The 20,927-nt window shown below is 64.0% G+C and carries 18 protein-coding genes and 1 pseudogene; 6 read left to right on the forward strand and 13 right to left on the reverse strand.

Annotation, left to right across the window (positions count from 1 at the left end):
- Positions 1 to 37 precede the first annotated feature (37 nt).
- Genes ACVDG8_RS14940 through ACVDG8_RS14955 form a run of 4 tightly spaced genes read right to left on the reverse strand, consistent with a single transcriptional unit; the run spans position 38 to position 5,053 of the window.
- On the reverse strand, positions 38 to 682 hold the full coding sequence (locus ACVDG8_RS14940) for a hypothetical protein (protein WP_447255333.1): 645 nt from the start codon (positions 680 to 682) through the stop codon (positions 38 to 40).
- 1 nt (position 683) lies between these two features.
- On the reverse strand, positions 684 to 3,578 hold the full coding sequence (locus tag ACVDG8_RS14945) for a 2Fe-2S iron-sulfur cluster-binding protein (protein WP_447255334.1): 2,895 nt from the start codon (positions 3,576 to 3,578) through the stop codon (positions 684 to 686).
- A 1-nt stretch (position 3,579) separates the two neighbouring features.
- Positions 3,580 to 3,831 carry a sarcosine oxidase subunit delta gene (locus tag ACVDG8_RS14950; RefSeq protein WP_447255335.1) on the reverse strand — a complete coding sequence of 84 codons (252 nt, stop codon included), beginning with the start codon at positions 3,829 to 3,831 and terminating at the stop codon, positions 3,580 to 3,582.
- Between the two features lie 7 nt (positions 3,832 to 3,838).
- Entirely contained in the window at positions 3,839 to 5,053 is a 1,215-nt protein-coding gene (locus tag ACVDG8_RS14955; RefSeq protein WP_447255336.1) for an FAD-dependent oxidoreductase, read from the reverse strand.
- A 157-nt stretch (positions 5,054 to 5,210) separates the two neighbouring features.
- On the opposite strand from ACVDG8_RS14955, the gene ACVDG8_RS14960 reads away from it, so the two are divergent.
- The gene (locus ACVDG8_RS14960; RefSeq protein ID WP_447255337.1) at positions 5,211 to 6,104 is read left to right on the forward strand and encodes a LysR family transcriptional regulator; all 894 of its coding nucleotides are present in this window, start codon (positions 5,211 to 5,213) and stop codon (positions 6,102 to 6,104) included.
- 187 nt (positions 6,105 to 6,291) lie between these two features.
- Positions 6,292 to 8,076: a peptidoglycan DD-metalloendopeptidase family protein gene (locus tag ACVDG8_RS14965; protein WP_447255338.1), complete on the forward strand. Its 1,785-nt coding sequence runs from the start codon at positions 6,292 to 6,294 to the stop codon at positions 8,074 to 8,076.
- A gap of 45 nt (positions 8,077 to 8,121) precedes the next feature.
- Here ACVDG8_RS14965 and ACVDG8_RS14970 read toward each other — a convergent pair whose 3' ends face one another.
- From ACVDG8_RS14970 to cyoA, 7 genes are read right to left on the reverse strand one after another with little or no spacing between them, the layout of a single operon-like run.
- Positions 8,122 to 8,652: a response regulator transcription factor gene (locus ACVDG8_RS14970; RefSeq protein WP_447255339.1), complete on the reverse strand. Its 531-nt coding sequence runs from the start codon at positions 8,650 to 8,652 to the stop codon at positions 8,122 to 8,124.
- Positions 8,645 to 9,994, reverse strand: coding sequence for an ATP-binding protein (locus tag ACVDG8_RS14975; RefSeq protein WP_447255340.1), 1,350 nt, complete (start codon positions 9,992 to 9,994; stop codon positions 8,645 to 8,647). The genes ACVDG8_RS14970 and ACVDG8_RS14975 overlap by 8 nt, the downstream gene beginning before the upstream one ends.
- Complete coding sequence (locus ACVDG8_RS14980; protein WP_447255341.1) at positions 9,991 to 10,803, reverse strand: SURF1 family protein; 813 nt, start codon at positions 10,801 to 10,803, stop codon at positions 9,991 to 9,993. The genes ACVDG8_RS14975 and ACVDG8_RS14980 overlap by 4 nt, the downstream gene beginning before the upstream one ends.
- Positions 10,800 to 11,174, reverse strand: a complete 375-nt coding sequence (cyoD, locus tag ACVDG8_RS14985) for a cytochrome o ubiquinol oxidase subunit IV (RefSeq protein WP_447255342.1) — start codon at positions 11,172 to 11,174, stop codon at positions 10,800 to 10,802. Before cyoD ends, ACVDG8_RS14980 begins: the two co-directional genes overlap by 4 nt.
- Positions 11,171 to 11,797: a cytochrome o ubiquinol oxidase subunit III gene (gene cyoC, locus ACVDG8_RS14990; protein WP_447255343.1), complete on the reverse strand. Its 627-nt coding sequence runs from the start codon at positions 11,795 to 11,797 to the stop codon at positions 11,171 to 11,173. Before cyoC ends, cyoD begins: the two co-directional genes overlap by 4 nt.
- A 2-nt stretch (positions 11,798 to 11,799) precedes the next feature.
- The gene (cyoB, locus tag ACVDG8_RS14995) at positions 11,800 to 13,806 is read right to left on the reverse strand and encodes a cytochrome o ubiquinol oxidase subunit I (RefSeq protein ID WP_447255344.1); all 2,007 of its coding nucleotides are present in this window, start codon (positions 13,804 to 13,806) and stop codon (positions 11,800 to 11,802) included.
- 11 nt (positions 13,807 to 13,817) lie between these two features.
- The gene (gene cyoA / locus ACVDG8_RS15000; RefSeq protein ID WP_447255345.1) at positions 13,818 to 14,999 is read right to left on the reverse strand and encodes a ubiquinol oxidase subunit II; all 1,182 of its coding nucleotides are present in this window, start codon (positions 14,997 to 14,999) and stop codon (positions 13,818 to 13,820) included.
- A 199-nt stretch (positions 15,000 to 15,198) separates the two neighbouring features.
- On the opposite strand from cyoA, the gene ACVDG8_RS15005 reads away from it, so the two are divergent.
- The 4 genes from ACVDG8_RS15005 (at position 15,199) to ACVDG8_RS15020 (ending at position 18,785) form a co-directional block, all read left to right on the forward strand.
- The gene (locus tag ACVDG8_RS15005) at positions 15,199 to 16,521 is read left to right on the forward strand and encodes an MFS transporter (RefSeq protein WP_447255346.1); all 1,323 of its coding nucleotides are present in this window, start codon (positions 15,199 to 15,201) and stop codon (positions 16,519 to 16,521) included.
- Between the two features lie 370 nt (positions 16,522 to 16,891).
- Positions 16,892 to 17,332 carry a hypothetical protein gene (locus ACVDG8_RS15010; protein WP_447255347.1) on the forward strand — a complete coding sequence of 147 codons (441 nt, stop codon included), beginning with the start codon at positions 16,892 to 16,894 and terminating at the stop codon, positions 17,330 to 17,332.
- A gap of 136 nt (positions 17,333 to 17,468) precedes the next feature.
- The gene (locus ACVDG8_RS15015; RefSeq protein ID WP_447255348.1) at positions 17,469 to 17,945 is read left to right on the forward strand and encodes a hypothetical protein; all 477 of its coding nucleotides are present in this window, start codon (positions 17,469 to 17,471) and stop codon (positions 17,943 to 17,945) included.
- A 63-nt stretch (positions 17,946 to 18,008) separates the two neighbouring features.
- Entirely contained in the window at positions 18,009 to 18,785 is a 777-nt protein-coding gene (locus ACVDG8_RS15020) for a pseudouridine synthase (protein WP_447255349.1), read from the forward strand.
- A gap of 4 nt (positions 18,786 to 18,789) precedes the next feature.
- Here the strand turns inward: ACVDG8_RS15020 and ACVDG8_RS15025 are convergent, their stop codons facing one another.
- Together ACVDG8_RS15025 and ACVDG8_RS15030 are read right to left on the reverse strand one after the other, a co-directional pair.
- Positions 18,790 to 19,371: a histidine phosphatase family protein gene (locus tag ACVDG8_RS15025; protein ID WP_447255350.1), complete on the reverse strand. Its 582-nt coding sequence runs from the start codon at positions 19,369 to 19,371 to the stop codon at positions 18,790 to 18,792.
- Between the two features lie 122 nt (positions 19,372 to 19,493).
- Positions 19,494 to 20,764 (reverse strand): annotated as a pseudogene (locus tag ACVDG8_RS15030) (dicarboxylate/amino acid:cation symporter).
- Between the last annotated feature and the right edge of the window lie 163 nt (positions 20,765 to 20,927).

Raw genomic sequence — 20,927 nt, forward strand, 5'->3', positions numbered from 1 at the left:
CCGCGTTGCGTGCAATCGCAAATGATCGTCCATGACTTCACCCTGCAGGGTGAAGCGCGGCGAGCCGGAAGCCGGCCCCAAGTCCTTCGGCCGCCTCCGTCAGCACATCCAGCGCGAAGGCGGCCGACGCAATGTCGAAGAAGATGTCGTAGGAGACCGCGCCGAAACGATCGAGGCGCACGATGACGACATCCAGATGCAGCGCGCGGGTCTGCGCCACCTGGCCGAGTTTCAGGCTTTCGGGCCTGAGATCGGCCATCGATATCCTGCGCATCAAAGCCGGCGCGCCGGGGCCGGAGATGACGAACCACGCCCAGCCCTCGTCGCGATAGGCGTCATAGCCCTTGGGCGACACTGAGCTATTCCGCCATGCTTGGCGCAATTCGCGCAGCCTGTCGCCGCTGGCGCCTGGAGGCGCTGTCAACAGCACTTCCTGCTGTCCCAGACGCAGCACGTTGGTGCCGCAGGGCAGAGTGATGGCAGTGTTCACCGCCTGAGGCGCGGCCAGGCCTTCGGCGGCGAGCCAATCCATCGTGCCCGGACCACGCAGCCCGAGACGTTCGGTTTCAGTGCAATCCAACACGACATTGTCGTGCCTGCCCGGCAGGTTCGCCAGCAGCAGCAGGCGATGCGCGATGGCATTGCGGCGCAGATTCTGATCGACCACGTCCATCCCGGTCATCCTATATTTCCTGCCGCCGGTTTTCGGGATCGTAGAACGGTGTCGTCACGACCTTGGCCATTACCTCATTGCCGCACAGGCCGCGGATGCGCAGGCTGGATCCCGGCGCAGCATCGCGCGGATCGGCATAGGCCAGCCCGATCCATTTGCCCAATGTCGGCGAAAAACAGGTCGATGTGACGAAGCCGACCGGACGCTCGTCGCGTAGCACGAGGCAGGATTCGGCCAGCCTTATGCCATGCCCTTCGGCCAGTTCGAAGCCGCAAAGCCTGCGTTTCAACCCAAGTTTGCCGCGCGCTTCGATGGCCGTCTTGCCGACATGACGCTGCTTGGTCTTGGACAGCGCCCAGCCCATGTTGAGATCGTCCGGGGTCGACAGCGCGTCGGTGTCCTGGCCGATGATGATGTGACCCTTTTCCAGACGCAGGATGCGCGATGCTTCCAGCCCGTAAGGCTTGAGGCCATGCGGTGCTCCCATCTCCAGCAGCTTGCGCCACAGTGATGCGCCGAAGGATTGCGGCATATGCAGCTCGTAGCTCAATTCGCCGGTGAAGCCGATGCGCATGATGCGCACCGGGCAGCCGCCGATCACGCCGCTGCGGCCGTTCAGATAGGGAAAGCCTTCGGACGACAGGTCGATATCGCTGCCGAGAGCCTCCAGCACCTTGCGCGCCGACGGTCCTGTGACATTGATCGCGGCGAAGGCGGCGGTGACGTTCTGGATGTCGACCTGCATGCGCCATTGCGCGTTGAGGAACAGCATCTCGCTGAAAACGCGGGCGACGGCGCCGGTTGTGGCGGTGACATAGAATTCGGTTTCCGACAGGCGATAGGCGACGCCGTCGTCGATGACCGAGCCCATGTCGTTCAGCATCAGGCAATAGCGGACGCGGCCGGCGGGCTGCTTGAGATGCGCCATGGTGTAGATCCGGTCGACGAAGGCCGCGGCATCCGGTCCGCGGATCGCCAGCTTGCCGAGCGTCGAGACATCGAGCATGCCGACCCGGTTGCGCACCAGGGCGACCTCGTCGGCGATCGTGTTTCGCGCATCGCCCTGCACTCCATAGTGAAGCGGACGCCACCATGCGCCGGCCGGCGTCAGCTTTGCGCCGGCGGCGACATGCTCGGCATGCATTGGCGTATGCCGGTAGGGCACATGGTTCGGACCGGCGAGCAGGCCGAGCTGTTCCGGTCCAAAGGGCGGACGCGAGGTGGTGATGCCCACGTCGCCCACCGAGCGGCCAGTCTCGGCGGCGACGATCCTGGCGGTGGTCAAGGCGGAATGCCGGCCCTGCGACGGCCCCATGCCGACGGTGGAATAGCGCTTGACCAGCTCGAGTTCGCGATAGCCGTCGGCGACGGCATTCTTGATGTCCTTGACCTGCAGGTCCTCGTCGAAATCGACGAAATCGCGGCCCCTGGGATGAGCCAGCAGCTGGTGGAAATGGTTCATGCCCGGCGCAATCGGATCCGCAATCAGCTCCGGCTCGGCGATGTCGTAGCCAACCAGTTTTGCAGCCTTGGCGCCGGCCACCTCGCCGCTGCGCAGCACCGCCTTCAGATCGAAGAAACCGGCAGCCGAACCGGCGACATGGAGCGTATCCGGCAGGTGGCGCAGCACGAACTGCTTGCCCGCATCGTCATAGTCCAGCCTGGCGCCGGCATGCAGCGGCAGCTGATAAGCGGGCGTATAGCCGGCGGCGATCACCAGATGATCGCAATCGAGCTGTTCCGTCCCGCCGCCGGCGGTGGTGAAACGAACGGCGCGGACATGACGGTTGCCAGTGGTGCCGATGGCTTCGCTCAGCGTCACACCATGGACGATGCGCACATTGCGTTCGATCAGGCGCTGCGCCATGTCAGGGAAAGCCGGGCTGGCGGCCGGATCGAGAACTGCGGCAATCGACACGCCGGCCTCGACCAGATCCTGCGCGGCGAGATAGCCGTCGCGGTTGCCCGCGAAGACCACGGCGCGCTGTCCGGAGCGGACCGCGTAGTGGCGCATCAGGCGTTGCGCCGCGGATGACAGCAGTACCCCCGGCAGATCGTTGTTGCGGAAAACCAGCGGCTGCTCCTGCGATCCGGCGGCGACGACTATCTGCCTGGCCCTCACCCGATAAAGCCGGTCGTCCTGCAGGACGGGAAGCCAGTTGTCGGCAAACCAGCCATTGCAGGTCGCCTGCGTCATGACCCGAATGTTGGCCCAGGCCTCGACCCTTGCGCGCAGAGCTTCCAACGTCGCTTGCGCCTCGGTATCGTCGAGGCCGAAGCGCGCGTAAGTCAGCGCGCCGCCAAGCTCCGGATTGAGATCGACCAGCAGCACCTCAGCGCCGGCTTCGGCCGCCGTGACGGCTGCCGACAGGCCGGCCGGCCCGGCGCCGACGACGAGCACATCGGTGTGGAGGTTTTCCCTGACATAGTGGCCGGGGGCGGCCGCCAGATCGACTTTGCCGAGACCTGCCGACCTGCGGATGATCGGTTCCCACAATTTCAGCCAGCTCCTGGCGCCCGGGCCAAAGAAGCTGCGGTAGTAGAAGCCCACCGGCATGAAGCGGCCGAGCCTGTCCAGCACCGCGCCGCGATCACGGTCGGCCGTGCCGCTGACATTCTGGGCCGTGACCTTCATGCCGTCGGCGGCGGCACGCAGATCGGCGCGGACATTCGGTTCGTCCGGCAATTGCACCAGCGTGTTGGCGTCCTGCCCGGCCATGGTCAGGATACCGCGCGGGCGGTGATATTTGAACGAGCGCGACAGGATCCAGCGGCCTGCGCCGGCCATCGCCGAAGCGATGGTGTCGCCGGTGAAACCCTCGACCATCCGGCCGTCGAACTGGAAACGGATTTTTCTCGCGCGGTCGAGACGCGATCCCCAGGGAAGCGGCAATCGGTCGGTCATGTCAGGCGGGCTTCTGGTTGGGAAGATAGGTGGCGACGATCCGGTCGGTGACGGTGTGGCGTTCGGCGATCAGGATGGTGTTGGACGGCGTGTGCCGCCACCACTCGCGCATGACGCCGAGCGGGTTCTCCGCGTAGAACAGCGCCTCGATCAGCTGGCCGGGTTCCTCGGCGCTGGCGGCGCGGACCGGGCCGAGATACTGGAACTCGGCGATGTTGCGGGGCCCGTTCACCGGGCAGATCAATATCTTCATGGCCCCCTCAATGGCTGGCGGCTGTCGCGCCCATTTCGTTCAGCAGCGCGAAGCTGTCGAACCGGCGCAGGTCGAACGGTTTCAATATGTCCGGCATCTTGCCGGTGGCGATGGTTTCGGCCATGCGCTTGCCAGCCACCGGTGTGGCCTTGAAGCCCCAGGTTCCCCAGCCGCAATCCAGCCAGTAGTTGGCCAGGGGCGACGCGCCCATGATCGGGCTGTAATCCGGGGTCATGTCGGTGATGCCGGCCCATTGCCGCAACAGCTTGACCTTGTGCAGGAAGGGAAAGAGGTGCAGCGCGCCCTCGGCCAGATGTTCCTTCTGATCGAGCGTCGAGCGCGTCGATGCAAGCTGGTACGGGTCGGAGCCGCCGCCAATGACGACCTCGCCGCGCGACGACTGCACCAGATAGGTGTGCAGATTGGCCGACGAGACCAGCGTGTGCAGGAAGGGTTTCAGCGGCTGCGTCACCATCGCCTGCAACGGGAAGCAGCGTATCGGCAAGCGGATGCCGGCAAGTGCCGCCACCTGGCCGTTGAGGCCGCCGACGGCCTGCAGCACCTGTCCGGCGGCGATCGTGCCGCGGCTGGTCCGGACATGGGTGACGCGGTCACCGCTCAGCTCGAAACCGGTCACTTCGGTACGCTGGTGGATTTCCACGTCGCGCCGGCTGGCATGCTTTGCGTAACCCCAGGCAACGGCGTCATGCCGGGCAGTGCCGCCATCCGCGTGCCAGAGGCCGCCAAGCACCTCGTGCATGCCACCGATGTCGAGGTTGAGGTGCGGGACCAGTTCCTTGACCGTCTTTGCATCGACCGCTTCGATGCGCGTGCCGACATGTTTGCCCATTTCGGCGCGCAGATGGAAACTGCGCATCGCCGGGTCCGAATGCGCCAGCGTCAGCTGCCCACGCTGCGAATACATGATGTTGAAGCCGAGGTCCCGCGACATGGTCTCGAAGAGGCGCACGCCTTCGTCGTAAAAGCGGACCGATTCCTCGGTCATGTAATTCGAGCGGATCGTGGTCGTGTTGCGCGCCGTGTTGCCGCCGGCGAGATAACCCTTTTCCAGCACCGCGACATCGCGGATGCCGTGCACGTTGGAGAGGTAATAGGCTGCGGCAAGACCGTGTCCGCCGCCGCCGACAATCACGACGTCATAGGAGCGCTTCAGCTCCGGCGTCGAAGGGATATCGCCAAAGGACACGTGTTTTGAACGCAAGCCGTATCTGAGCAGGGAGAAGGGCATATTTTGGCGCGTTCCGTGCGGAGACTGGAAGAGGCTTTAGAGAAGCCTCGGGAGGCAAAGTTCGCAAGAAATCGATCTTTACCCAGTGACCGCGTTTTCATAATGTCTGACCAAGAAAAATAGGGTCAACATGAGAAACCTGCCGCACCTCAGCTATCTGGAAGCCTTCGAGGCGGCGGCGCGGCATTTGAGTTTTACCCGCGCCGCCGACGAACTGAAATGCACGCAGGCGGCGATCAGCCAGCGGGTGCGCGCGCTGGAGCAGTTCTTTGCCAGGCCGCTGTTCCATCGGCGGCGCAACGGCCTCGAATTGACAGAAGTCGGCACCGCCTACCTGCCGGGCATGAGCGAGGCGCTCGATCGCGCCGAGGCCGCGACGCAAGGGCTGATGGGCGCGCGTGCGCAGACCAGCCTGACGGTGTCGGCGCCGCTGAGCTTTGTGACCTTGTGGCTGGCCCGGCATCTCGGCAGTTTTTCCGCCGCTCATCCGCAGATCGAGATCCGTCTCAACAGCACGATCTGGACCGATCCCAATGTGGAACTGGCGGACCTCAGCATCCTGGTGCTCGATCCGCCGCAACGGATGCCGGGCGCGGTGAGGTTGTGGCAGGAGCGGCTGACGCTTCTGAGCGACCCGGAAACCGCAGCCAAAGCCGGCTCCAAACCGGACGCCGGCTGGTTCAACGCCGCCCGGCTCATCCATGTGCAGGGACGCGTGCAACTGTTGGATCAGTGGGCCAGGAGCAAAAAGATCGCCATTGCGCCGAAACTGGCGCCGATCAAGGCCGACAACGCGGCCGCCGCCCTGGAACTGGCCGCCTGCTCAGGCGGCATCGCCGCTACGCTCTCGACCTACGCCGCCGCCTATCTGGAATCGGGGCGGCTGGTCGCGCCGTTCGGGTTGGGAGACACGCTGCCAATCGCCCTGCATGTCATATCGAACCAGCAACGCCGCCTGTCGAAATCGGCGGCGCTGTTCGTCGAATGGCTGTCGGCGGCGGTTTCGTCAGGCCGCGAGACATAGACCAAGCCGGTGGCGTCCAACAAGGCCGCTCGAGGGTTCATCCGTCAACCCATGATGGTATAACATTTCGCGCACAAAAAGTTGAGGCTTCGACGGGTGCCAATGGGTTCATGCTTGTCGTAGAGGGCGATAGCTTTTGGCCGGGCGGGCTGGAATCGGGGCGAAAAAGAGAGGGGAAGCCTGCTCGATGGCAGTGCCTGTTGCGCCGCCCGTTGAAGGGAAACCTGATCCGGGCTCTGATGTCCGTTCCAGCGGATTCCGGCATGGCGGAATCGATCTGAGCTACGGTCCGCTGCTCGGCGTCCATTGGCGGGAGCGCATTGTCCGCTTCTCCATCGCGACGCACGCGCGGCTTGCTCTCGCCGTGCTCTTGGCTACCGTCGGAGCCACGGGGCTGTTCCTTGGCACGCTGCGTGTCGCCGTTCGCCCCGCGGCCGTTGCACAGGCGGTCCTGGCAACACCGCCGTTGACCAGGCAGGGATCGACCGCCAAGAGCGATCGATTGCCGCCGCCGCGGCCCGCAAGTCGCGACGCGACGGCGGCTTTGATCGAGCCGGAGCTTGACGGATCCGCCGATGAGTTCACCTATCGCCGTGTCGAGGTGGCCTTTGGCGAACTGGCGGCCGACGGCGCCGCGCAAGATGACCGGCCCCTGCTTTATCAGGGCGACGCGCCTGAAAAGACGAGCCCCTTCGACGCTCTGCTGACAAGACCGGACTCTCCGGCGGCTTTGCAGCCGTCTTCCACGCCGCGGCAAGCTGACGACCGGAAGCCGCCGATGCGCGGTGTTGCGATAAACGTCAGCACCGCGGCCGAACAGCCGCCGCCCCATGTCGAGCGGGTCGCGGCGATGCCCAACGCCACACAGGATGTCGACAGCCTGCTGGCCGCGGCCGGTGTGAGCAAGGCCGACCGGAATGCGCTGTCCAGTGCGTGGAGCAACCGCACGCTCGACCCCTCGGATCATCTCGATCTTATCCTGGAGAAGCCAGCATCGCCGGGTCAGCCTCCAAGGCTGACGGCCGTGCGTTTCCATCGCCGTGACGAGGCGGAAGTGTTCCTTTCGCGCAGCGACGACGGCGGCTTCCGTCGGCTGGCCAGTCGTGACCAGTTCGACCGTATTGCCGCCGAAGCGTCCGATGTGGATTGCGGCGCCATGGCCGTCGGTGCCGGGCATCCACGCGGATACACGTCACCGACGCAGCGCGTCGATAAGGCGAAAGTGCCCGCCGATGTCAGGGCCGAGATCATCAATCTGGCACATGCCAACGGCCTAAGCGTCGATAGGGATGCGTCCGCCGGCCGACCGATGGACCTGATCTTTCGAACGGGTACCGATGGCCGTTCCGCTCTCATCTCGGCCACCTTCCATGGCAGCGATGGCGACAAGATATTTTATCGCTATCAGCCGTCCGCGAGCGGACAGCCCGAGTTCTTTGACGAACAAGGCAGGTCGGTTTCGAAAGTGCTGATGGCAAAACCAGTGGCCAAGGGAAGGCTGGGGGACGGCTTTGCCTGGCGCCTGCATCCCATCCTCAAGCGATGGCTGCATCACAATGGCGTCGACTATGCCGCGCCATACGGTTCCCCGATCGTGGCCGCCGGCGATGGCCGCGTCGTCACGATCGGCTGGCAGGCCGGCTACGGCAAATTTGTGCGCCTGCAGCATGACGGCGACTATTTCACCACTTACGCCCACATCTCCCACGTGCCCTCGACCCTCAGGGTCGGCCAATCCGTGAAACAGGGGCAAACCATCGCCTATATCGGCTCGACCGGGCTCTCGACCGGGCCGCATTTATACTACGAACTGCGCGTCGGCGTCCGGTACTACGATCCGACTTCGACCCGGCTGCCGGCGGGAACCCGATTGACGGGACAGGAACTGGAAGCCTTCCGCAGGCAGATCGACCACGTGACGAGAATTTCGCATTACATCGAGCGGACGCCAGCAGCCGACTTGCACGGCTAGCAAGCGAGCGCCGTGCCGGCCTGGAGTTGATTGCGGCCGGCGCGCCTATTGCACCACACGCTTCTCGAGCTTGCGGGCGAGCGTACGCCTGTGCAGGCCGAGCCGGCGCGCGGTCTCGGAGATATTGAAGCCGGTCTCGACCAGCGTCTCGTGGATGCGCTCCCATTCGAGATTCTTGATCGAGGTCGGACGGCTGGTGAGCTGCACCGAGGTGTCGCCCACACCACGGCCGAAGGCGGCCTCGATGTCGTCGGTGTTGGCGGGCTTGGCCAGATAGTGGCAGGCGCCGAGCTTGATCGCCTCGACCGCCGTGGCGATGCTGGCAAATCCCGTCAGCACGACGATCCTGATCGAGGCATCGCGGGCATTCAAGAGCTTGACGCATTCGAGGCCGGAGCCGGCTCCGAGCTTGAGATCGACGACGGCGTAGGCCGGAACCGCCGTTTGCAGCGCGGCGAGCAATGCGTCCCGGTCGTGGCAGACCGTGACATCGTAATCGCGCTTTTCGAACGAGCGTTTCAACGTCCGGGCGAAGGTGGCGTCGTCCTCGACGATAAACAGCGATCCATCAGGCATGGTGGTCGGTTCCATTGGTCAGCGCCGCCAGCGGCAGCGATAAGGTAACGCAGGCGCCCTCAGCCGTGTTGCGCACCGAGATGTCGCCGCCGAGCTTGCGCACCACGTTGAACACCAGGAACAGGCCGAGCCCACCGCCCGGCCGTCCCTTGCTCGACATATAGGGCTGGCCGAGCGCGGCCAGAATATCCTTGTCGAAACCCGGTCCGCGATCGTTCACGGAAAACACCAGCCTGTCGTCCTGTCGCTTGGCGGTGACCCCAACCCAATCGTGTGATGCTTCATAGGCGTTGTCGAGGACATTGAAGATGACCTGCTTCAAGGCCGTGTCGGACACCATCTCATCGTCCGGCTGGAAGTCATTCTCGTAGTCCAGCCGGAAGGGCTGGCGGCTGACGCGCCACTCCTGGACCAGATCGTCGAGGAAATGACGGATGGTTGTGCGGATCGTGCCCTCGCCGCGCGCCTGCCCCGACGACATCAGGATGCCGGTCACGATGCTCTTGCAGCGCTCGATCTGCGCCAGCATTTCGGCGACATCTTCCGACAGCTCGCGGTTGCGCTTGATGCCGCGCATATGCCGCCAGTCGGACAGGATGACCGAGATGGTCGAGAGCGGCGTGCCCAGTTCATGCGCCGCGCCGGAAGCCAGTAATCCCATGCGCACGATATGGTCTTCCTCGGCAGAGCGCTGGCGCAGATCGGCGAGATAGGCGTCGCGCTCACGAAGGTTGCGGTTGATGCGCGTCATGAAGATGACGATCAGGCCGGCCGCCAGCACGAAGCAGATGAACATGCCGCGCAGATGGAGCGCCAGAAGATCGCTGCCGCCGTGATGCGGGATGGCGATCGGCTGGAAGACGAAGATGAGGAAGACGAAGCAGGCCGATGCCGCGACCACGAGGATCCAGGTCGACCACGATGTCAGAAGTGCCGCGCCAAGCGTGATCTGCAAAAGATAGAGCGACACGAACGGGTTCGAGGCGCCGCCGCTCAGATAGAGTTGGGTCGTCAGCGCCGCCATGTCGAAGATCAAAGCGACGAAGAGCTGCGTGTTGCTGATGCGGCGGTTGCCGCGCAAGGCAAGCAGGCTGAAGATGTTCAGCCCGACGAGGAACAGCACGACGCCGGCCATCTCGGCCAGCGGCAGCGGGATGGCGAACCAGTATTGCGTCGCCAGGATGGTCAGCACCTGCCCCGCCACCGCCAGCCAGCGCAACTGGATGAGCAGAAGCAGGTTCTTCCGGTTGGTCACATCTGAATTCAAGCTGGTGCCCTGGCCGGCGAGCGAAACCGCCGGGAATGGCTTGTCGGGACGAGGCCGCCGGATGGAGATGTTCATCGTGCCGCAGCCCGCTTCTGGCGGCCGGCAAGGACCGGCCGGGCGAGCCCGATTGCCAGCATCACTGCCAGGGCGAACCAGGTCAAAGCATAGACCAGATGGCTGTTGCGGAAGCTGACGACGGTGAGCCCGCCGCGCGGCCAGCTGTCGGCGCCGGTTGCTCCCGCATCGACGAAATAGGGCGCGACATCCGTCAAGCCGCGCGCCTTGGCGATTGCCGCAACGTCGCGCGAATACCAGCGATTGGCCGCCGGATCGTTGCTGCGCAGGAAACCGCCGCCGGGCTCGCTGATGCGCAGCAGGCCGTCGACCGTCACCGGCGACGTTGCGTCGCCGCTCTCTTGCTGGAATTCCGCCTTGCGCCCCTGCGGGATGAAGCCGCGATTGACGAGGACCGTAAAGCCGTTGTCGGTGCGCATCGGCGTCAGCACCCAATAGCCGCCGCCAAGCTCGGTCACCGCCTGTACCAGTGTGTTGGCGCCACCCTGGAACTGCCCAGCCAGCCGCACATGGCGATATTCGTAGGCGGAAGCGTTGATATCGCCCCAGGCCGCGGGTCCAGGCGCATCGACGACCGGGGCATGGATGCGCTGATCGACGCGAGCGATCAGGTCGAGCTTCCAGACCCGTCTCTCCAGCTGCCAGATGCCGAGGCCAAGAAACACCAGAACGCCGAGGGACCCAAGCAGGACAAGCAGCAGTCGCGACGCTGAACCGGCGCGCTCTGGCGACGCGACGAGAGAGGCGGCAGGGTGGTCGATATCGTCTGCCTCGGCGTTGGTCCTCTCTGCGGCTGCCACAGGGCTCATGGCATCTGCCGCATCTCGTGAAGCCCCGGCATCATGTTGGCGTTGAGGTGGTACATCACCCAAAGCGAGCCGCTGAGCACGATGACGACAAGGATCACGGTGAAAATCAGCGCCAGCATCGACCATCCGCCCTCCGAGGAAGGGTTCATGTGCAGGAAGAAGACCATGTGGACGACGATCTGCACCGCCGCGAAGACCATGACGATGACGGCCGTGGCCTGCTTGTTGTCGATGGCGCCGCTCATCACCAGCCAGAACGGAATGGCGGTCAGGATCACCGAAAGGAAGAAGCCGATCAGGTAGCCTTTCAGCGACCCATGCGCCGCGCCGCCATGCGTGTGGTCATGATCCGTGTGATCGTGAGCGCTCATCGCAGCATCCCCATGAGGTAGACGAAGGTGAAGACGCCGATCCAGACGACGTCGAGGAAGTGCCAGAACATCGAAAGGCACATCAGACGGCGGCGGTTGGCCTCGATGAGGCCGTGCCTGGCGACCTGGATCATCAGCGTCACCATCCAGACGATGCCGAAGGTGACATGCAGGCCATGCGTGCCGACGAGCGTGAAGAAGGACGACAAGAAGGCGCTGCGCTGCGGCGTCGCGCCCTCATGGATCATGTGCGCGAATTCGTAGAGCTCGATCGACAGGAAGGCGAGACCGAACAGCATGGTCACGACAAGCCAGGCTTGCGTCGCCGCGACGCGACCCCTGACCATGGTCAGCATGGCAAAGCCGTAGGTGATCGAGGACAAGAGCAGCATGGTGGTGTTGACGGCCACCAGGCTAAGGTCGAACAAGTCCTTCGGCGCGGGACCCGCCGCGTAATTGCCGCCGAGCACGCCATAGGCCGCAAACAGCATGGCGAAGATCAGGCAGTCGCTCATCAGATAGAGCCAGAAGCCGAGCATGGTGCTGCCGCCCTCGGCGTGCGCATGCTCTTCTTCGAGGTGGAAGACCGGTTCGGCGCCGGCCGTTGTTGCCATCGATGCCATACTCAGACCCTGACTCCCTGAGCGGCAAGGAGCGTCGTCCTCGCCTCTTCCGTTTGCGTGACCTCGGCTGCCGGGATGTCAAAATCGCGGTTGTAGTTGAAGGTGTGGCCGATCGCGGTGGCGATCAGGCAGACAAAGCTCAGTGCCGCCAGCCACCATATGTACCAGATCATCCCGAAGCCGAGCGCGACGCTGAACACCGCCAGGATGACACCGGTGCCGGTGTTTTTCGGCATATGGATCGGCTTGAAGCCGGAGAGCGGGCGCTTGTAGCCGGCCTGCTTCATGTCCCACCAGGCATCGTTGTCGCGAATGACCGGCGTGAAGGCGAAATTGTAAGCCGGCGGCGGCGAGGAGGTCGACCATTCGAGCGTGCGGCCGTCCCAGGGATCGCCGGTCGGGTCGGTGAGCGCCGCACGATTGCGGATCGAGACGTAGATCTGCACCAGAAAGGCGGCGATGCCGCAAGCGATCAGCACCGCGCCGAAGGCGGCGATGACGAACCAGATCTGCAGCGAGGGGTCGTCGAAGACACGCATGCGGCGCGTCACGCCCATCAGGCCGAGGATGTAGAGCGGCATGAAGGCGAACCAGAAGCCGACCACCCAGCACCAGAATGAGACCTTGCCCCAGAACGGATCGAGCCTGAAGCCGAAGGCCTTAGGCCACCAGTAGGCGATGCCGGCGAACAGGCCGAACAGCACGCCGCCGATGATGACGTTGTGGAAGTGCGCGATCAGGAACAGGCTGTTGTGCAAGACGAAGTCGGCCGGCGGCACGGCAAGCAGCACGCCGGTCATGCCGCCGACGGTGAAGGTCAGCATGAAGGCCAGCGTCCACATCATCGGCAATTCGAAGCGGATGCGGCCGCGATACATCGTGAACAGCCAGTTGAACATCTTCGCCCCGGTCGGGATCGAGATGATCATCGTGGTGATGCCGAAGAAGGAATTGACGCTGGCGCCGGACCCCATGGTGAAGAAGTGGTGCAGCCACACCAGGTAGGACAGGATGGTGATGACCACCGTGGCGTAGACCATCGAGGTGTAGCCGAACAGGCGCTTGCCGGAGAAGGTCGAGGTGACTTCCGAGAAGACCCCGAACAGCGGCAGTATGAGGATGTAGACCTCGGGGTGACCCCATATCCAGATGAGGTTCACATACATCATCGGGTTGCCGCCGAAGTCGTTGGTGAAGAAGTTGGTGCCGACATAGCGGTCGAGCGCGAGCAGCGTCAGCACCGCCGTCAGCACCGGGAAGGACGCCACGATCAGGATGTTGGTGCAGAGCGACGTCCAGGTGAAGACCGGCATGCGCATCATGGTCATGCCGGGCGCGCGCATCTTGATGATGGTGCAGATCAGGTTGATGCCCGACAGCGTCGTGCCGACGCCCGCCACCTGCAGCGCCCAGATGTAGTAATCGACGCCGACGTCTGGACTGTAGCCGATGCCGGACAGCGGCGGATAGGCAAGCCAGCCGGTGCGGGCGAACTCACCGACGAACAGCGAGGCCATGACCAGGATGGCGCCGCCGACCGTCATCCAGAAGCTGAAATTGTTGAGGAACGGGAACGACACGTCGCGCGCGCCGATCTGCAGCGGCACGACGAAGTTCATCAGCCCGGTGACGAACGGCATCGCCACGAAGAAGATCATGATCACGCCGTGCGCCGTGAATATCTGGTCGTAGTGATGCGAATTGAGGTAGCCCTCGGAGCCGTTGAAGGCGATGGCCTGCTGCAGGCGCATCATGATGGCGTCGGAGAAGCCGCGCAGCAGCATGACGAGGCCGAGCACCATGTACATGACGCCGATCTTCTTGTGGTCGACGCTGGTGAACCACTCGCGCCACAGATAGCCCCAGAGCTTGAAATAGGTGACGGCGCCGAGAAGTGCGAGGCCGCCAAGCGCCACCACGATGAAGGTGCCGACGACGATCGGCTCGTGCAGCGGCAGCTGCTCCAAGGTGAGGCGGCCGAAGATGAATTTGGTCAGCGTCTCAGACATCCGCTATGCCCTCACAATTCCAAACGCAGCAGGCCGAGCGACGGCTTGTCCACTTCAGCCTGGCGGCTGCCGGCGCCGGGCTTGAGCAGACCGACGCCGTGCAGAGGCGACAGATCCCTGATCGGCCAATTCCCGGCATCGGCATCACGAGACGCGCGCGAGGCGGCGGCCGCCTCCTCCGCCGTGCAGATGCTCGCGACATAGGACGGCTCGTTGCCGAACACCGCGCCGCGCCGGGCAAGCTTGTCGTATTGCAGCGGCAAGGTGTTGCGCACGCCGGCGAGACCGAGGCCGCCCTTGGCGTCGATCGACATCATCTCGTTCATGCACATCTTGCCGCGCTCGACGCACAAATTGAGAATGGCGCCATAGAGGTCGGGATCGACGGATGCATAGTGGCGGACCGGCTCATTCTCGCTTGGCCGTTCGAGCGCGAGGTAGCTGTCACGGGTAAGTGTCGCCTGCGCGCTTTTGGTCTGTGCGATCCATTGCTCGAAATCCTTGTCGGACAGGCCGTGGAAAGCGAAGCGCATGCCCGAAAAGCCGGCGCCGCTGTAATTGGCCGAGAAGCCTGTGTAGCTGCCCGGCTGGTTGATGACGGCGTGCAGCTTCGTCTCCATGGCGGGCATGGCATAGATCTGCCCGGCAAGGGCCGGAACGTAGAAGGAGTTCATCACCGTCGAAGATGTGATGCGGAAGTCGATCGGCTGGTTGACCGGCGCCGCCATTTCATTGACCGAGGCAACACCGTAGTCGGGGTAGATGAACAGCCATTTCCAGTCGAGCGCGACGACCTCGACGCGGAGCGGCTTGTGGTTCTGCGTGACCGGCTGTCCAGGCTCGATCCGGTCGATGCGCCGGTAAGGGTCGAGCAAATGCGTGCCGAGCCAGGTCAGGGCGCCCAAGCAGATGACGATGAGCAGGGGGGCAGCCCAGATCACCAGCTCCAGCTTGGTCGAATGGTCCCAATCTGGCGCATAGGTGGCAGCCGTGTTGGACTGCCGGTAGCGCCAGGCAAACAGCACAGTCAGCGCCATGACGGGCACGATGATGAGCAGCATCAGAAAGGTCGAAGATACGAGCAGGTCGCGCTGCTGTGCCGCCACGTCGCCCGCGGGCGCCAGGACGACGAAGTCGCAGCCGCTGAGCAGCACGGCCAGGGGAAACAGAAGCAAGGCTCCGGATCGTTTCATCAAACGTTGCCCTCGATGACGCAGCGGCAGGCCTCAGCAGGCTACGGCGCGGTATGGATCAACGGCTACTGCCGCCGTCACCGCGACGACATTGGACAATTTGTCCAATGCCCAGTTGGTATGGCTTTCGCGAAAGTGTGCACGCATAATGGGACGACGACAATCGCGTTCCGAACTTGAGCTCGGTGGCGACGAAACTATGGCTGGAACTTCGACTGCCGAAACTGACAGCAAGCTGATCGGCTCGCATCACGGCCAGGTCAGCGCGGGCGATATCGCGGTCGGCGTGATCATCGGCCGGACGTCGGAATTCTTCGACTTCTTCGTCTATGCCATCGCTTCGGTCATCGTGTTTCCCAAGCTGGTGTTCCCGACGCACGACCCGCTGGTCGGAACGCTCTATTCCTTCGCCATCTTCGCGCTGGCCTTCATCGCGCGCCCGTTCGGCACCGTGCTGTTCATGGCGGTCGACCGCGCCTATGGCCGCGGCGCAAAGCTGACGATCGCGCTCTTCCTGCTCGGCACCTCGACCGTCGCCATGGCGTTCCTACCCGCCTATAACGACGTCGGCGCGGTCGCCGCCTGGCTGCTGGCGCTGACCCGCTTCGGGCAAGGTCTGGCGCTTGGCGGAACATGGGATGGGCTGCCATCGCTGCTTGCGATGAACGCGCCGCAAAACCGGCGTGGCATCTACGCGATGATCCCGCAGCTCGGCGCGCCGATCGGTCTCATCGTGGCAAGCTCGCTGTTCGCCTTCTTCGTCGCCAATCTGTCGGCCGACGATTTCTTCGCCTGGGGCTGGCGTTATCCCTTCTTCGTCGCTTTCGCCATCAATGTCGTGGCGCTGTTTGCCAGGCTGCGCATCGTGGTGACGCCCGAATTCTCGAAACTCTATGAGAGCGGCGACCTGCAGCCGACGCGCATCAGGGACACAGTCAGGACGGAAGGCCGCAACGTCGTCATCGGCGCCTTCGCGCCGCTGGGGAGCTTTGCCCTGTTTCACATGGTGACGGTGTTTCCACTCTCCTGGGTGTTCCTGTTCACCAATGAGGGACCTGAGCGTTTCCTGGTGATCGAGGCGGTGAGCGCATTCTTCGGCATCGCGGCCATCGTGGCATCGGGTCCGCTGGCCGATCGCGTCGGGCGCCGCAATTTGCTCATCGGCTCGGCAATCACCATCGCCATCTTCAGCGGCTTTGCCCCGCAGCTTCTCGACGGCGGCGCCGTCGGCGAAACCGTCTTCATGGTGCTGGGCTTCATCTTGCTCGGCCTGAGCTTCGGGCAGTCCTCGGGCATCGTCGCATCGAGCTTTTCGCGCCAGCACCGCTACACCGGCTCGGCGGTTACCTCGGACCTGGCCTGGATGTTCGGCGCCGGCTTCGCGCCGCTCGCGGCGCTGCTGATGGCCGGCAATTTCGGCCTCATCGCCGCCGGCGCCTATCTGCTTTCAGGCGCCGTGTGCACCTTGATTGCGCTGTGGATCGACAGGCAGTCCTCCACGGCAGAGGGCAGAGCCGATTGAGGTCAGAGAGCCGGATTGCCGCAGTCGGATCATTGCACGGAGGTGAGACCAGCGGCTGCATCGTCTTCAGCATTGCAACCAGCTGGCTCTGCTGATGGGTGCCGGTTTTCTGGAAGACACGCTCGAGATAGGTGCGGGCCGACTTGACGGTGATGGATTGGTACCGCCTGTCCAGGCTCGCGTGATGGTTGACTATCCGACACCCGCCGCCCGATCTCAAGCCGACGCTTATATAAGCGCCACCTGGAGCGGCACCGCTCGCCTCCCTCAGGCGAAAAGAGTTTGCGCCCATAGGTCATATCGCGGATTTGCATTTCTTGGTGATCGCAGTTTCCTGGTGCAAACTGCTCCCGGGCAGTCAGGAGGAGAAATGAAAGCACGCGCCGCGACGGTCGGAGATCTGGAAGATGTTTTCCGTGACCTGTCCAAGCGAATGTCGGACGAATATGTGGCGGCCGGCAAGGACAGCAAAAGCGCCTACGACAATCTGATGATGAACCTGAAGGAAGGCCGGGCGCATGCGCTCGTCCAAGACGACAAGACTGTGGCGATCATCGCCTGGCACGAAGACGCCGATGCCGCCAATACGCTGTTTGCCGCGCGGGAGGATTTCTTCGGAGCCGCCACGGTCCGCTTCTGCAGACGGCACATCCGCCATGTCCAGGCGCTTGCCGGCAACCTGCCCATCCACTCGCGCAGCTGGCTGGACAGGCCGGATGTCGCCAGGTGGTTTCGCGTGATCGGCTATGTCGACAAAGGCCGGCAGAACGGCGCCACCTTGTTCGAGCTGCCGCCAGCCGCCAACACCTGAAGAAAGCCGCGTCCATATCCGGTGGCGTTGCCGAACATCTCCGGGGCGGCTTGCGCCAATCGGCGATTGGCAGGATGGTGCCGCAAGGCAACCGGGCAAACCGGCACGCCGGATCCGTGTGGCTGCTGGAAATCGAATGTCGCGAGCTTGTTTCGCTCTCATAGCCGCTGTTGCGTTTTCAGGGACCGCGCAGGCAGGCCAGCATGGTACGCATGTGTTCGATAAGGCCGATCTCACGACAGCCTATCTTGGCGAGTCTGATCTGGTGACCGCCTATACGACGGGCATGGCGCGCTATCGCCTGCAGTATACAGATCAGCAGACGGGCCTTGCGGCGCGCCTGGAACCTTGGCTTTTACGACCTGAATTCGTCCAGCGGACATGGCGCGCGGCGGACGGCAGCCTGCTGCAGGGCTTCGCCGGAAAGGGCGGTTTTCGCCTCACCGTCGGCAACTGCCTGGCACGCCTCTGCCTGGCCAGCGAATGCAGCGAGGCCGGCTGGCCGGTCTATGCCTGCAGCGACGGCCGCAAGCGCAAGATGTCGGTCAAGAATTTCGTGACGGCGACTTTCGGCGGCGTTTCTTATAAGCGGCTGAGTGCACCGAAGGAGTGAAGTTGAACTGCCTCACATCGGCTTGGCTGTCGAGCGGGTTGCGCCGATGTCGCCCGACATGGCATGCGTCGCGCTGTCGAATTTGAAAGCAAAGCGTTGGCACGTCCTTCCGACAAACAACGTCACTCCCCCAAAGTCAGCCTCAACCGCGCACTGTCCAAGCTCGGCCTGTGCTCGCGCAAGCAGGCGGAACTGCTGATCGCCGAGGGACGCGTGCGCGTCGGCGGCAAGGTGGCGCGCGACCCGTCGCTGTGGGTCGATCTTGAGCGCGACAGCATCGCCATCGACGGCGAGCGCGTCATTGCCGAGCGCAAGGTCTACCTGATGCTCAACAAGCCGCGTGGGCTGGTCACCACCCGCGACGACCCGGAAGGGCGCGGCACCGTCTATGACTGCCTGGAGGGGCTCGACCTGCCTTTCGTCTCACCGGTCGGCCGGCTCGACAAGGCGAGCGAAGGCCTGCTGCTGATGACCAACGACACGCGCTGGGCAAACGCGCTGCTCGACCCCGCTTCGCATGTCGCCAAGACCTACCACGTGCAGATCGCCTCCGTTCCCGATGAGACGATGCTGGCGCAATTTCGAAAAGGCGTTGACGCCGATGGCGAGCTGCTGACGGCAAGCTCGATCGAGCTGTTGCGCAGCGGCGGGCGAACCGCCTGGCTGGAAATCGTCCTCGATGAAGGCCGCAACCGGCAGATCCGCCGGCTGCTCGGCGCCTTCGACATCGAGGTGCTGAGACTGGTGAGGGTGGCGATCGGCGGCCTGCAGCTCGGCGAACTTGCCAAAGGCAAAGCGCGGCATCTGACGGCCGAAGAGCTGGCGGTGCTTGCCTCGTGAGGGACTATTTCTGGTTCCAGCGGCGGATGACCGGCTCGGTCAGGTCGTGCTCGTAGCCGAGGACGCTGAGGCTTGCCGTATCGAGCACGAAGTGCTCCCCGCCTTCCGGCGCCAGGCCGACCCAGCGCGCCGCAAAGACGCGCAGGAAATGCGAGCTGGAGAAGATCAGCACATTGCCGGCGACAGCCCGGAGCTCGGCGATGATGGCATCGGCCCGGGCGCCGACATCGGCGGCCGCTTCGCCATTTGGACAACCGTCTCGAAACAACTGCCAGTCGGGACGTTTGGAGAGAATGTCCTTCGTCGTCACACCCTCATAGTCGCCATAGTCCCATTCCTGCAGGTCCGGCTTCCTGACCGCACGCTCACCGAAGCCGGCAAGACGGCAGGTGTCGAAGGCGCGCTGCGACGGGCTCGACCAGACGGCCTCAAAACTCAAGCCCTTGAGACGTTGGGCAACACCGCGCGCGGCCTCCTCGCCTTTCGCCGTCAGCGGAATGTCGGTGCGGCCGGTATGCCTGCCCAAGAGGCTCCATTCCGTCTCGCCATGGCGAACAAGATAGATCTCGGGATACGCGCTGCTCATTGACCGCCCTCACGGTTGGCTGTTGTGCCGGGAAGCCGGCTCGCGCAACCTAAGCGGCGTCCGCGAAAAAGAACAGGCCGCGGCAAGCCGCGACCTGTTGGCATCGGGAGGATGCTTGTTGGTTACGCGGGCTGCAAGCCGCCGGACAATGCGAGGTCAGCCTCTTCGGACAACTGGCCGGCCATGGCGGCGGCGAACTTCGTCTGGTCGAGCTCGCCTTCCCAACGCGCCACGACAATGGTCGCGACCGCATTGCCGACGAAGTTGGTCAGCGCGCGGCATTCCGACATGAAGCGGTCGACGCCGAGGATCAGCGCCATGCCGGCGACCGGCACCGACGGCACGACCGAGAGCGTGGCGGCCAGCGTGATGAAGCCGGCGCCGGTGATGCCGGCGGCACCCTTCGAGCTCAGCATGGCGACGAGCAAGAGCAGGATCTGGTCGCCATAGGTGAGTGGCGTGTCGGTCGCCTGGGCGATGAACAGCGCCGCCAGCGTCATGTAGATGTTGGTGCCGTCGAGGTTGAAGGAATAGCCGGTCGGGATGACCAGGCCGACCACCGAGCGGTTGCAGCCGGCGCGCTCCATCTTGGCCATAAGGCCCGGCAGGGCTGCCTCGGAAGACGAGGTGCCGAGCACCAGGAGCAGCTCTTCCTTGATGTAGCGGATCAGCGCCAGGATCGAGAAGCCGTTGTACCATGCGACAGCGCCGAGCACGACCAGCACGAAGAGCAGCGACGTCAGGTAGAAGGTGCCGATCAGCATGGCGAGGTTGGCGATCGAGCCGATGCCGTATTTGCCGACGGTGAAGGCCATGGCGCCAAAGGCGCCGATGGGCGCCGCCTTCATCAGGATGGCGACGAGGCGGAAGATCGGCGAGGTCAGCGCCTGCAGGAAATCGACCACCGGGCGGCCCCGCTCGCCGACCAGGGCGAGAGCAATGCCGAACAGCACCGAGAAGAACAGCACCTGCAGGATGTCGCCCTGCGCGAAGGCGCCGGTGATGGTGTCCGGGATGATGTTCAACAGGAAGCCGACGACGCTGGTATCATGCGCCTTCTCGGTGAAGGTCGACACTTTCGAGGCGTCGAGCGTCGCCGGATTGATGTGCATGCCGGCGCCGGGCTGGATGACGTTCGAGACGACGAGGCCGACGACGAGCGCCAGCGTCGAGAAGACGAGGAAGTAGATCATCGCCTTGCCGGCGACACGGCCGACCTTTGGAGGTCCGAAACGCCGGCGATACCGGTCGCCACCGTCAGGAAGATGACCGGCGCGATGACCATCTTGACCAGCTTGATGAACGCATCGCCGAGCGGCTTCAGCGAGGCGCCGACATCGGGATAGAAATGTCCAAGCAGGATGCCGGCGGCGATCGCCACCAGGACCTGCACATAGAGATGCCGGTAAAGGGAACCTTGGCGCGCGGCTCCACGGCAGCGATAGCTGTCTGCATAATGTCCTCCATTCATGCCCCAATCGAGAAAGCTCGACCTCCCGGGGCAGTTGACCTCCACAGCCTCGCGACTGCTGTGGATGCATTTGCAACCGGCGTGC

It is taken from the genome of Mesorhizobium sp. ORM8.1, from assembly GCF_053005525.2.